The sequence below is a fragment of the Variovorax sp. 160MFSha2.1 genome, from assembly GCF_048305075.1.
GTDB lineage: Bacteria > Pseudomonadota > Gammaproteobacteria > Burkholderiales > Burkholderiaceae_C > Variovorax > Variovorax guangxiensis.
Genome location: NZ_CP157624.1, coordinates 5,605,585 through 5,618,098, shown reverse-complemented (window position 1 = coordinate 5,618,098; position 12,514 = coordinate 5,605,585). Strand labels below are relative to the sequence as shown.

The following is a 12,514-nucleotide window of genomic DNA, read 5'->3' as shown; positions in this document are numbered from 1 at the left end:
GTGCTTGCGGTGGGTCGACGTGGCTCAGCAGTCGGTCTTCGTGGTGCCGTGGCCGCCGGTGGCCAGCGGGCGAGTGGTGCCGCTGGGCGTGGTGTCGAGGACCGAGTACTTGGCCTTCAGGTCGGCCACGGTGGCCTGCAGGTCGCCGATGGTCTTGTCGCGAGCGGACAGCTTCTGTTCGGTGGCGGTGACGTGGGCCGCGAAGGCGTCGCCGATCTGCTCGAAGCCTTCCGCGATGGCGGCGAAGCGCGCGTCGTCGGTGGCGGTCTTCGCGCCGAACTTCGCCAGGGCGCCCGCGACGGCCGCGCGGAACTTGGCCAGGGCGCCTTCGTCGGGTGCGTCCTCGAGTTCGAGGGTGAACTCTTCGGCGGCCGTGAAGAGGTCGTCGGGCTTTTCCTTGCGCGCGGCGAAGGGGTTGGAGTTCGGGTTCTTGGCCGCGAACTCCAGCATTTCGGTGCCGAGGCTGGCGGGGTTGTCGGTGACGGCCAGGCCGACGAGATAGGCCTTTTCGCTGTCGGCGAAGCGCGGCCGGACTTCCATCGATGAATAGATCTTCTGGCGCTTCTTGTTGAGGTCGACCAGCTCATCGGTGGGGGAGATCTGCGCGAAGAGGGCGAGCTTCTTGACGCCGCCGATCTCGACCTCGCCCGTCTTTACAGCGGTGACATCACCATAAGCGCGAAAGTCGCTGTTCGGGCTGTAGCCGCGCATGTGCTCGATGTTGACGCGGGCGCCATAGAGGTTCGGGTCGTAGCTGGCGGCGATCTGTTCCAGCATTGCGCGGTCGATGACACGGCCGTCGCTGGTCGCGCCTTCGACAGCTACGCGGAAGAACTTGGAGACCGGCTTCTTTGCGGGTGTGGACATGGGGAGGCTCACTGCTGGTTGAACGGGGAATCGCGTGGTGTTCGCGATGCGGTGAGCCAATGGTGTCGGCGCGTACGTCCGCTCTCAAGCCGCTGCGCATGTGGCAGTGGCGGGCACTGTTGGACGTGGTGGCGATGCTTCGCGCGCGCGGGCAATCTCGGCGGCATGCCCCTGAAATCCGCTGCGTCCGGCCGCACTCGCCGGACTATTTCTGTCGCTGCGAAGAAGTCCGCGTCGCACAAGCGTGGACGGGCTTCGAACGTCGCCAAAGCGGCGGCGCCTGTCGCCGATGTCGGCAGCGTTGCAAGCACTGCGACGGGCCAGATTGCCACGTTGACGCCGCAGGCGCAACCCCGCACCGCGGCCCGGTTCCTCGCGTGGACGGGCTGGAAGGTCAAGCAGATCGCCGAGCACCTGGGCGTGCCGGCGTCGACGGTCTACGGCTGGAAGGAGGCCGACAAGTGGGATGACGCGCAGCCGCTCGACCGAGTGAACGGCGCGCTCGAAGTGCGGCTCATCCAGCTGATCCTGAAGACCGAGAAGACCGGCGGCGACTACAAGGAGATCGACCTGCTGGGCCGTCAGCTGGAGCGCACGGCCCGCGTCGAGAAGTACCAGCAGACCGGGCGCGAAGGCGACCTGAATCCGAACATTGCGGCGCGCAACGCAGCGCCGAAGCGCAAGCCCAAACGCAACGAGTTCAGCGAGGACCAGATCGCACTGCTCGAATCGAAGCTGCGCGAATCGAACTTCCCGTTCCATCAGACGTGGTTCGATCAGCAGTACCAGCGGCTGCGCGCGATTCTCAAGTCGCGGCAGATCGGTGCGACGTTCTATTTCTCGCGCGAGGCGCTGCTGTCGGCCGCGAAGGAGGGGCGCAACAAGCTCTTTCTGTCAGCCTCGAAGGCGCAGGCGCATCAGTTCCGCAGCTACATCGTGGACTTCGCCAAGGAGGTCGACGTCGAGCTGAAGGGCGAGAACATCAAGCTTTGGAACGGCGCCGAGCTGATCTTCCTGGGCACGAACGCGATGACGGCCCAGTCGTATCACGGCGACTTCTACTTCGACGAGTTCTTCTGGGTTCCGCGCTTTCGCACGATCAACAAGCTGGCGAGCGCGATGGCCTCGCACAAGCACTGGCGCAAGACGTATTTTTCGACGCCGTCGGCGATGTCGCACGAGGCCTATGGCTTCTGGACCGGCGACGACAGGAACAAGGGCCGCGCGAAGAAAGACCATGTCCGCATCGACACGACGCACAGGGCGCTGCGCGGCGGCGCGCTGGGCCTCGACCGGAAGTGGCGCGACATCGTCACGGTGGAAGACGCGGTCGCGCTGGGCTTCGATCTCTTCGACATTGCCGAGCTGCGCGAGGAATACAGCGTCGACGAGTTCGCGAACCTGTTCATGTGCCAATTCATCGACGACAGTCTTTCGCTGTTCACGCTGGCACAGATGCAGGCCTGCATGGTCGACAGCTGGGAGACGTGGAGCGACGTCAAGCCACTATGGCTTCGGCCCTATGCGCATCACCCTGTGTGGCTTGGCTATGACCCTTCGGACAAGGGTGATGCGGCTGCGCTGGTGGTTGTCGCGCCGCCGCGAGTGCCCGGCGGCAAGTTCCGCATCCTGCACCGCGAGCAGTTCAAGGGCTCGGACTTCGAGGCCCAGGCCGAGGCGATCCGGCGTGTCACCCAGCAATACAACGTCGTGCATATCGGGATCGACAAGACGGGCCTTGGCGCCGGCGTGTTCCAGATCGTGGAGAAGTTCTTCCCCCAGGTGAAGGGCTACCAGTACAGCATCGAGGTGAAGCAACGCCTCGTGCTGAAGGCGCAGCAGGTGATTCACAAGGGCAGGCTCGAATTCGATGCAGGGTGGACTGACATCGCGGCGTCGTTCATGGCCATCAAACGCGTGCTCACGGCCAGCGGCCGGAATGTGACCTACGACTCGGGCCGCTCGGAAGAGACAGGACACGCGGATCTTGCGTGGGCAACGATGCACGCGCTCGATAACGAAACACTCGCCGGCGACGTCGTCGGCGGCGGCTCTCGCATGGAGATTTTTGGATGAGCAAACGCAAGGGCAACCTGGCCCATCGATCGACGCACGCCGTGCCGCTGGCCGACGCTGGTGCAGACCTGATGACACAGCCTGGCGGTGGTGCCGTCGCGGCCTTCAGCTTCGGCGATCCCGAGCCGGTGAGTCGCATCCAGTTGCTCGACTATGTCGAGAGCATGTTCAACGGCCGTTGGTACGAGCCACCGCTTCCATGGGAAGGGCTGGCGAGCGCGTTCCGGGCGTCGCCGCACCATGGCTCCGCGATCTTCCTGAAGCGCAACCTGCTGAAGACGATGTTCATCCCGCACCCGCGGCTGTCGAGCGCGACGTTCGGCGCGATGGCGCTGGATTTTCTGGTGTTCGGCAATGCCTACGTCGAGCAGCCGCGTGCCGTCACCGGCCGGCCTCTGGCGCTGCAGCATGCGCTGGCCAAATTCACGCGGCGCGGGGAAGAGGCGGGCCGCTACTTTTTCGTGCGTGGCTGGCATCAGGAGCATGAGTTCCCCGCCGGTTCGGTCTTCCATCTTCGCGAGGACGACGTCAATCAGGAGGTCTATGGTCTGCCCGAGTACATCAGCGCGCTGCAGTCGGCCTGGCTCAACGAGTCAGCCACGATGTTCCGGCGCAAGTACTACGCGAACGGCTCGCACGCGGGCTTCATCCTGTACCTGTCGGATGCCCAGGTCAGCACCACCGATGCGGACGCGTTGCGTGAGGCGCTGAAGGGAGCGAAGGGGCCGGGCAACTTCCGGAATCTGTTCCTGCATGCGCCTGGTGGCAAGTCCGATGGCTTGAAGCTGATTCCGGTCAGCGAGGTGGCAGCAAAGGACGACTTCGCGGCTATCAAGAATGTGAGCAAGGACGACGTGCTCGCCGCCCACCGCGTGCCGCCGGGCTTGCTGGGCATCGTGCCGACTAACGCCGGTGGGTTCGGCAATGCGCCGGAAGCTCTGGGGGTGTTCATCGACAACGAGATCCGGCCTCTGATGCAGCGCTTTCGCGAACTCAACGAGTGGGCAGGGGAGGAACTGGTGCGGTTCATCGACACGCCGGGGACTGCCGCGGCAGCCTGAACCCTCATCACACAGACCCAAGGGCGCGCATAGCGCCCTTTTTTTCGTCCCGGTGTCTCCGTGCCCTGCCGCGCGCCGCTTCGGCCCATTGCGGCCCTTCCTGGCGCCTTGGCGCAGCCTTCCTGCCTCGACCTCCGCCGGCCGCGGTCCGCGGGCCACCCGTGCCCCCTGGCGCGCGGTCTAGCCCCCACCGAGCCCGCGCGCTTTGGGTAGCGGTTTTTACGAGCTCATGTTCCTTGATACTGATCCTGTGCCTGCATGGGCCCCATGATGATGTGGGGCCCCCTTACGGTTTCCCGTTTTTACGTGTTCTGGGCTTGTATGTGCGGGGAAGAGGGACCCCTGAGGCCCATGGGAGTTGCCTCAGGCGAATCAACGCTCTCGGGGAGCAGCGGATCATCTTGCGATGCCGATTCGGGTGTATGTATCCGCAGCACGAGGCATCATCACGCTCACGCGCTACCCGTAGCCGCACTGATCAGCCAGCTTTGTCGTATACGGCGACCCGCTGGCAGCCGTCTACTTTCGTGCTTTGACCATGTATGCCATGGCCGCTAACATCAGAAAATTGTTGAAAGTTAATCAAAAAGCATATGAGTCTTGATTTTTATAGGTTAGACACAGATACCGTAATTGATGGTTTTGTTGTTACCGCATCGACTCAATATCAATTCGCGCTTGATAATTTTGTTCCGCTAATCGGCCGTTTGGATATTCAGCGAGATGCATTAAATACAAAATTTTATAATCGTCTCGAGGATGACATCGTGCGAGGCTGCGTGATGCCGCCGATCACCATTGCGCTGATTCATTCGTTTCCCGCCAAAAAAAGAAGTCCCTCCGATATCGAGGAATTTATCTCCAAGAATATCGAGAATGCATTCGTTTTGGATGGCATACAGCGCTTGAACACTTTGCGTCGCGCTTGTGAGCGAGATGGCTTTGATTTTAATCGGGCCATACATGTGAACTTCGTCATCGCAAGCTCCCGAGACAGGTTGCTTTATCGGATGATAACGCTCAACAACGGGCAGAAGCCAATGTCGGCGCGGCATCAAATTGATGTGTTGGCCGATGCATTTTTTGATTTTGATGGAATCGATTTAAAACTTGTTGCCGAAAAGGGCAAGGGCCGGGTTCGCGCGCCAGAGTCGTTCAAGAAGGCTGATTTCGTAAAAGGCTATGTTGCCTATTTGAGTGGATCAGTCAATATTGACAATCAAAAAATTATTGAAGAAAAGATGGACGAGCTGATCGCCTCGAAAATCATTGATTCAGACATCCCTACTAGTAATGTTGAGTTCATGGATGTCGTTGAACTGGTCAACAAGTTCAGCAAGTCGGACGATTTGCGTGATTGGATTAGAGTTCAGAATAATTTTATCGGATTTTGTGTTGGTGCAAAATCATCGGCCGCCGGTCTGAAGTCCGTAAAAGTTAACAGTATTGCGGAGTCTCTTAATAACTTCGAGCAAGCGTTCTCTTCGATCAACGTTAGTAAAGTTAACCTTGGCAAGGTTCGTCGCGAATTAGTTGCCTATTTTTTCCAAAATTACGCGACACTAAGTAAACTGGATGAATTCGAACTTCTGGATAGAATCTCTGATCGGATCTGAGCGTGCTTGTTCAAGTATCCGGTACCAGCGTCGGAGCCCTGGGAAATATTCCGAAAAACGCCGAGCATTCATTCCAGTACTTGCTAGTCCGACTTCTTCTGGGAACTGCAACAGCGTCTAGAGGGAGTACGCGTGCTAAGCAGTCTATGGATTATTCCTCGCTCCCGGCATCTACCCAAACTAAGACCCCAGCGGTCGCAGTAAAAGATTTCCTTGTGAGTTATGCGGTCGGCGGCAGTGTTGCTCGCTTTGTAAAGCTGACTCGCGCAGACAACCGAGATTTCTATAGAGACATACTTTCTGAATTTCTCAATTACTATATTCAGGCGGCACGAGGGAATAATACAAGTGCTTTCGTCTTTCTTTATAGAATTCTAGAAAGAATCTCCTATTCGGTCCCCTTGCTCTACACATCTACGCAAAGCGATTTTCGAGGCACATTTAAGGATCTCAAAGCGATTCTTAATGCCGATGTCGAGGGCGAGCTTGGGTTATTTAAAAAGTTTCTTGGCAAGGGTAAATTTATTGATCCCCTTAAATTGCAGGTTGTTCAAAAGGTTTCACTTTCGACGGCCGTAGGAGGTGCTGCGTACTACGACTTGACTTGCAATAGATTTTCCAATTTTTCGAGCAAAGATCCTGCAATTCATCAGGTTGAGATTAAATTCTCTGATATTCCTGAATTCCTAATAACCATAAGAAATAGGTTCTTCCATCTGCGTACCGGTGATGGGAGGGAAAATATAACAGCCAATGAGATGCTTGATTCCGATGAGTATTTTGGAAAGATAAATCCTGTTATTTTGAGCTTTTTGGCGATTGTGACTCTTCAGACTATTTCTGCGAAGTACCACGTTTAATAAGTCGTGGCTGCGTGTCGTACTAATTGAATAGGCCTTGGTCGAGGGGCGCGCGTCGGGTGTCACTTGAATTGCAAACGAGTACCTGAGATCTTGCGATTTCAACCTGGATCATGATGTTCTCCAGCCGCGTGCGCTAACAACTCCAAGGAGAGCGAGCTGGGCAGGTTATGACATTCGCAAAACCACACTTGATAGCACCAGCGCCCTGAGACATGTTCTGCGCCGGCGAAGCTAATCGTGTCGTTCGCGCAAGCAACAATCTCGGGGCGCCACAAGATTCCCAATGGCGGCACGGGGTCGCCTGGTCGGGCGTGCCAGAGCCCGAGTTGCAAACGGCCCTCCACCGATTGCAGCAACAGCATGCCGCAGACCCACTCCTGATCTACGAATTCGCGCTTGCTGAGTCTGGTGCCGCCTCGATAACGGCGGCGCATCTTCACTCGCATGCTGGCCTCAAAGCTTCTCAGCAGGCCTGGGCATGAGCCCAGGCAGCTCATGCATCACAGCGCGGATGTGGTCACCGGCGTTGCGGTCCCAGTCGCCATACAGGTCGCCGATGCGCGCACAGCGCCCGGCGACCTCATCGGCGAAATCACGCAGGGTGGGGCGCATCGGATCGTCAGGGCCGAGTTCACCGGCCCTGCGTGCCATTTCCACCAGCTCAACCTCAATTTCCATCACGTACTCACTGGGCAGGGCTAGAAGGGCAGGCGTCCATAGAGCGCTCTGATGCGGTCGCCAGCGTTGCCCTTTTTCGGGTGCCCGAACCCGTCGGCCGTCGAGGCGCACAGCTCGACGACATTGAAAGCGAATTCCTGCAGGGCAGGATCCAGCTTGTCGCCATTCATGATGATCTCGGCGCGCGTCGCCAGCTTCTCGAACTCGCCCGCAGGGTCGCGAACGAGGTCTTCGTGATCGGAGCTGCAGCTCTTGAAGTGGACGGCGGCAATCTCTTGGGCAGGCTGGCCACCGACGACCCGGTACAGCGCGAGGCCTTGGGAGAACAGGTCTTCGTAGTCGCCATGGCCTTTGGCCAGGAGCAGCCACTCAGAGGCGAAGAGTGAGGCCCAGGCGACGTAGTCCGGCTGCGGGGTGATTTCAGGCATTTCAAGCTCCTAAAAATACTGTATGGATTTACAGTATCTTCCCAGGGTTTATGACCGTCAACAGATTTCCCGACGCAGAATGTCAGTCATGTGTACTCGTTACATATCCCCCGAAGACCGCGAGATCGAGGCGGCCTGGTACATCGGAGCCCGCAGCGCCGAGCGTTGGCTGCGCAGCATGAATCCGCTTCGCAAGGGACCTTTCATTCGCCGCGCGCGGGACGTGACCGAGTACGAGCGGGAACTGGCGGTTGGGCAGTGGGGGATGATTCCGCCCTGGTCAACCTCCAACATCCCTCAGACGAAGCCGCGCAAGGGCGAGGTGAAGGGCAAGCGCCTGAGCACGGTCAACGCGCGCACCGACCGCATGGAGAAATCGCCGACCTACGGCAGCGCCTGGAAGAAGGGCCAGCGCTGCATCATCCCGGCCAGCAGCTTCGACGAGCCGAACTGGGAGTCCGGGAAGAACCAGTGGTGGCGCTTCAAGCGCGCCGACGGCAGGCCCTGGGGCATCGCAGGCCTGTGGGACACCTGGACCGACCTGAAAACCGGCGAGGTCTGGGACAGCTACACCATGCTGACCATCAACGCGAACCTGCACCCGCTGATGTCGCGCATGCACAGGATCGAGATTGACAAAGCGACTGGGCTGGAGATCTTCGACAAGCGTTCGGTGGTGCCGCTCGAAGAGCACGACTTCGATCGTTGGTTGACCTGCACCGTTGAAGAGGCGCGCGAAATGCTAGTGCTGCCCTCGGTGGGCGTGATCGACGCCGGCCCGGCCTCTGATGATGGGGCGCCAGAAGCTGAAGAGGAACTGGTAGAGGTCTGAGTTCAGTGCAGGCCAGTTCTAGCGGCGCGGCAGTAGCGTAATGGCCGGTAGGATGGCCGGTAGAAGCAATGAAGGTCTCAAAACCCGCATCAGTCTTAGTTAACTGGGGGACACACTCTCCGCCAGGATCAATCTCTGGCAGTTTTTAAAAGTCCCGCGCAGTTCCTGCGACGGGACTTTTTCATTGGCAGATGTCTTTTCACCGCAAGAGGCATCTGTCTTCGCGCTCCTCCAGCCCGAGCGCTTCATGTTGCGAGACCTCAGCGGCGCCGAATCAGGTCGCGCTGTTTCTGGTCGGCGACGATCTTGTTCGTTCAGCAGATTCCGCTGGCCGTCGTCGTAGATCAGGGCCACCGACAGCCCGCTGGTCGTGAACTGCGGAGTCGTCGAGAGAAGCTCGCAGCCGTCCTTTTGCTCGTGCTCATGGCAATGCGAACGCCCTCGGTCGCTGGCTTCGAGGCTCCCGCATCGACGCGGCGTCCTGACTCTTGCGCGCGGAGGGAGCATCCCGTCGCCCTCTCATCACACCCTCTCTCCCCCACCGATTCCCGTAGGCCGCAGTCGGGTTCTGTAATCTAGTGTTTTTATTTGCAACGAATGTTATATTTTCCCAGAAACATTCTCATAACACTTAGGCATTCAGTCCAGGGCAGACGTCGCGTCGCCCTGTGAATGTTCATCATGGGGAGCTCCGGAATTGCAGTTCAAGCCGCAAGAAAGCCCCAATTTGGTGCGGCCAGCTTCGGCCGTCGCATGCCTGTCCCGGGGCTGTCCATGAACACGCCGGTCGCCGCCTCGCGTGCCCGCCGGCCGCTGTTGAGCTTCAGCGTAGAGGGCCTGCCGGCCCGCGACGAACTGCTCTTCAAGTCCCTGGTTCGGCTGCTGGACCATCGCACCCATCAGCATTGGGCCTGGCAGGTCGAGGACGCCGACCTCCGCGTGGTGGGCGACAAGCTCGCTGCGGCGCCGCCTGAAGTAGACCCGGCCGACCGCCCGGTGCCGTTGCTGACCATCGGCGACACACCCCCCTCGCGCGGCCCGTTCCTGCGCCTGCCGCTGCATGCAGATGCGCTCGAGGCCATGCTCAACCGCCTCGGCGCGATGGTGGTCCATGCCCGCGAACTCGGGCTGGCCGCGGCTTCGCGCAGCCGCAACGAGCAGGCCGCGCGCAGCGAGGAATACCGGCTGCTGCGCTGGCCTTCGTCGACGCTGCTCGACACCACCATGCGCATGAAGCTCGCCACGCTGCTCGCGAGTCGTCCGGCCTCGCTGCAGGCGCTGCAGCAGCGCTCGAACGCCAGCGCGCAGGAGTGCGCGGATTTCATTTCCGCGCTCGAGCGCGCGGGCTTCGTCGCGAGCAGTGGTGGTGGTCATGGGGCCACCGGCTTCGCCAATAGCCGCGCGCCCGAGTCGATCTGGCCCGATTCGCACATCGCGACCGGCAACGAGGCGCCTCACGCCGCACCTTCCGCGCCGCGAGCCACCGTGGAGCCGGGACTGCTCGCGCGCATCCGCAGCCGCCTGGGGCTGCTGTCATCCGGACCGAGGGCCTGAACAGCGTGGAGCACAAGATTCTTTTCACCGGCACCATGGGTGCGGGCAAGACCACCGCCATCGCCGCGGTGAGCGAGATTCCACCGGTGCGCACCGAGGTGCGCAACAACGACGCCTCGGTCGCCAAGGCCACCACCACCGTCGGCCTGGACTACGGCGAGCTCACGCTCGACAACGGCGAGAGGCTGCGCCTGTACGGCACGCCCGGGCAGATGCGCTTCGACTTCATGTGGCGCATCCTGGCGCGCGGCGCGCTGGGCCTCGTGGTCCTGGTCGACAACAGCCGTCCCGATCCGCTGGCCGATCTCGAGGTGTATCTCGATGGCTTCGCCGAACTCATCGAGAAGACCGCCTGCGTGGTCGCGGTGGGCCGCATGGAGACGCACCCCGAGCCCGGGCTGGAGGCCTACTCCCAGCGCATGCAGGACAAGGGCGTGCTGTGCCCCGTGCTGCCCGCCAACGTGACCGATCCGCAGCAGGTGGTGCAGTTGCTAGATCTGCTGCTGATCCAGCTCGAAGCCTGAGCGAGCACCGGACTGCTTTCTTTTTTCCTGTTCTTCCCTTTTCTTCTCTTCCTGCCGCAACGCCGGACCCCACCCACATGAACATCGCACCCCGCATCAAGGACGCCGCCGAGACCGTCGTGGACACGCTCATGCGCGAGATCAAGGGCGTGAAGGCCGTGGTGATCGCCACCGAGGACGGCATGGAGCTCGCCGCGCGCGCCGAGAACACCGCGCAGGTCGCGCGCATGTCGGCCATCGCGAGCTCGCTGGCCGCGCTCGGCGCGGTGGCGGGCGAGGAGAGCGGCCTCGGCCAGTGCGAGAACGTCGCCATCGAAACCGCGCTGGGCCACATCCTGATGCTGCAGGCCCGCCACGAGGAAGCGGGTTTGATCGTGAGCGTGGTGACGGGCAAGGACGCCGTCATCGGCCAGGCGCTGTACTTCTCCAAGCAGGCCACGCTCGCGCTACAGCGAGCCTGAGCACCCAGCCTTTTTACAAGCGGCCGCCGCTCATCATTCGCCCGGGCGGCGGCCGATCATCAGGGCGATGGACTACCTACGAAAGACTCCGATGGCAAACATCAAGCAATCCATGGACGAACTCATGACGATCGACGGTGCACTGTGCGCGGCACTGGTCGATTCGGGCAGCGGCATGATCCTTGGGCAGATCGGTTCGGGCGTCGACCTGGAAGTCGCCGCCGCCGGCAATACCGAAGTGGTGCGCGCCAAGCACAAGACGATGCGTGCACTGGGCCTGAACGACGTGATCGAGGACATCCTGATCACCCTGGGGCGCCAGTACCACATCATTCGCCCGCTGCAGAAGCACGAAGGCCTGTTTATCTACCTGGTGCTCGACAAGTCGAAGTCGAACCTCGCGCTCGCGCGCCGCAAGACGCAGGACGTGGAGCAGACGCTGGCGGTCTGATCCACGCCCAGGGGGCGCGCGGTCAGCAGGGGCGCGGAGCCCGCGTCTCCGAGGGCCGCTCCCCGAAGCGCGCGCGGTACTGCGCCGCGAAGTGCCCCAGGTGGAGAAAGCCGTACTTCTGCGCCACCTCGCGCACGCCGGCTCCGGCGGCGCCGCCCGATGTGCGCTGCAACTCGGTGCGCACCCTGTCGAGCCTCGTCTCGCGCAGGAACTCCATCGGCCCCTGACCCGCATGCTGGCGAAACGCCAGCTGCAGGGCGCGTGCGCTGCAGCCGACCTCGCGGCAGACGTCGGCGAGCGACAGGGGCTGGTCCGCATGCGCCGACATGTATTCCTGCGCCTTTCTGACCACGCGCGGCAGCAGGCGCCGCTGGTTGTCCCCGGCGAGGGCCTTCGAGTGGTTGTGCCCGGCAGACATCAGCAGGCTGGAGATCAGGTACGCCTCCGCATGCTCGGCCAGCGGGCCGCCGGCCTCCAGCCCGTTGCCGGCGTCGAGCGTGAGCCGCAGGTAGTCGATGAAATGCACCAGCGGCGCGAGCGTGGGGCTGTCCAGCGGCACGCCGAGGTCGAACACCAGCGGCCGTCCGAGGGGCGCCTGCAGCAGCGACTCCAGCCGCGAATGCAGCGCCGAACGGGCCAGCCGCACGATGAGGTGCGGGCTGCCGTCGGCCCAGCGCATCGACAGCGGCTCGGTGGGCGAGGGCAGCGATGCGAGGCGGGGCGTGGCGTCGATCTGCTGCGCGCCGCAGCGGATTTCGGCGCCGCCGCGCAACGGAATCTGCAACAGGAAGAAATCCTGCAGGTAGCCCGGGTCGATCTGCACGCCGGGGCCGTACTGCACGTAGTTGAGGCTCACGTCCCGGTGCAGCCGCGCGCTGTGGTGGCAGGCGTCCAGCGTGGTGCGCGGCCTGAGCATGACGAGGCCGTGCGGACAGAAGATGCGGGCCACGCTTTCACGAGCCTCGTCCACGTCGTGGCTCTCGAAAAGCCGGTAGCGCTGCAACGGCAACGGTGGGGTCGTGAGGGTTTCCATGGGGCGAGTACAGGGCCAGGGCACCGTAGCAAAAACCATCCCTACCCACAATTCGGGCCTCCCCTCGGGA

14 protein-coding genes are annotated in these 12,514 nt (G+C 61.5%); 9 read left to right on the top strand and 5 right to left on the bottom strand.

All coding sequences use genetic code 11. The features are described from left to right. Positions 1–24 precede the first annotated feature (24 nt). Positions 25–867 (bottom strand): GPO family capsid scaffolding protein, encoded by an 843-nt coding sequence (locus ABL838_RS25720; protein ID WP_418122522.1) that lies wholly within the window; start codon positions 865–867, stop codon positions 25–27. A gap of 324 nt (positions 868–1,191) precedes the next feature. On the opposite strand from ABL838_RS25720, the gene ABL838_RS25715 reads away from it, so the two are divergent. The 4 genes from ABL838_RS25715 (at position 1,192) to ABL838_RS25700 (ending at position 6,480) form a co-directional block, all read left to right on the top strand. Next, the gene (locus ABL838_RS25715; protein WP_418125912.1) at positions 1,192–2,943 is read left to right on the top strand and encodes a terminase large subunit domain-containing protein; all 1,752 of its coding nucleotides are present in this window, start codon (positions 1,192–1,194) and stop codon (positions 2,941–2,943) included. Beyond that, positions 2,940–4,004, top strand: coding sequence for a phage portal protein (locus ABL838_RS25710; RefSeq protein ID WP_418122520.1), 1,065 nt, complete (start codon positions 2,940–2,942; stop codon positions 4,002–4,004). Before ABL838_RS25715 ends, ABL838_RS25710 begins: the two co-directional genes overlap by 4 nt. Before the next feature lie 593 nt (positions 4,005–4,597). Further along, positions 4,598–5,620, top strand: coding sequence for a hypothetical protein (locus ABL838_RS25705; protein ID WP_418122519.1), 1,023 nt, complete (start codon positions 4,598–4,600; stop codon positions 5,618–5,620). Positions 5,621–5,766: 146 nt separating this feature from the next. Next, positions 5,767–6,480 (top strand): hypothetical protein, encoded by a 714-nt coding sequence (locus ABL838_RS25700; protein WP_418122517.1) that lies wholly within the window; start codon positions 5,767–5,769, stop codon positions 6,478–6,480. A 101-nt stretch (positions 6,481–6,581) separates the two neighbouring features. Here ABL838_RS25700 and ABL838_RS25695 read toward each other — a convergent pair whose 3' ends face one another. The 3 genes from ABL838_RS25695 to ABL838_RS25685 are packed head-to-tail and all read right to left on the bottom strand — an operon-like array spanning position 6,582 to position 7,589. After that, positions 6,582–6,929 (bottom strand): hypothetical protein, encoded by a 348-nt coding sequence (locus ABL838_RS25695; RefSeq protein WP_418122516.1) that lies wholly within the window; start codon positions 6,927–6,929, stop codon positions 6,582–6,584. Positions 6,930–6,936: 7 nt separating this feature from the next. Beyond that, the gene (locus ABL838_RS25690; protein WP_418122514.1) at positions 6,937–7,161 is read right to left on the bottom strand and encodes a hypothetical protein; all 225 of its coding nucleotides are present in this window, start codon (positions 7,159–7,161) and stop codon (positions 6,937–6,939) included. 20 nt (positions 7,162–7,181) lie between these two features. Then, positions 7,182–7,589, bottom strand: coding sequence for a hypothetical protein (locus tag ABL838_RS25685; RefSeq protein WP_418122513.1), 408 nt, complete (start codon positions 7,587–7,589; stop codon positions 7,182–7,184). An 88-nt stretch (positions 7,590–7,677) separates the two neighbouring features. Here ABL838_RS25685 and ABL838_RS25680 point away from each other — a divergent pair, with 88 nt between their 5' ends. The 5 genes from ABL838_RS25680 to ABL838_RS25660 all read left to right on the top strand — a co-directional run bounded on the left by ABL838_RS25680 (position 7,678) and on the right by ABL838_RS25660 (position 11,411). Continuing rightward, positions 7,678–8,421, top strand: a complete 744-nt coding sequence (locus ABL838_RS25680; protein WP_418122511.1) for an SOS response-associated peptidase — start codon at positions 7,678–7,680, stop codon at positions 8,419–8,421. A 774-nt stretch (positions 8,422–9,195) separates the two neighbouring features. Beyond that, on the top strand, positions 9,196–9,975 hold the full coding sequence (locus tag ABL838_RS25675) for a hypothetical protein (protein ID WP_418122509.1): 780 nt from the start codon (positions 9,196–9,198) through the stop codon (positions 9,973–9,975). A 5-nt stretch (positions 9,976–9,980) separates the two neighbouring features. Further along, complete coding sequence (locus ABL838_RS25670) at positions 9,981–10,499, top strand: GTP-binding protein (RefSeq protein WP_418122508.1); 519 nt, start codon at positions 9,981–9,983, stop codon at positions 10,497–10,499. A gap of 77 nt (positions 10,500–10,576) precedes the next feature. After that, entirely contained in the window at positions 10,577–10,960 is a 384-nt protein-coding gene (locus ABL838_RS25665) for a roadblock/LC7 domain-containing protein (RefSeq protein WP_126025016.1), read from the top strand. Between the two features lie 91 nt (positions 10,961–11,051). Beyond that, positions 11,052–11,411, top strand: a complete 360-nt coding sequence (locus ABL838_RS25660; protein ID WP_019656468.1) for a hypothetical protein — start codon at positions 11,052–11,054, stop codon at positions 11,409–11,411. Between the two features lie 22 nt (positions 11,412–11,433). Here ABL838_RS25660 and ABL838_RS25655 read toward each other — a convergent pair whose 3' ends face one another. Further along, positions 11,434–12,444 carry an AraC family transcriptional regulator gene (locus ABL838_RS25655; RefSeq protein WP_418122506.1) on the bottom strand — a complete coding sequence of 337 codons (1,011 nt, stop codon included), beginning with the start codon at positions 12,442–12,444 and terminating at the stop codon, positions 11,434–11,436. Positions 12,445–12,514 lie beyond the last annotated feature (70 nt).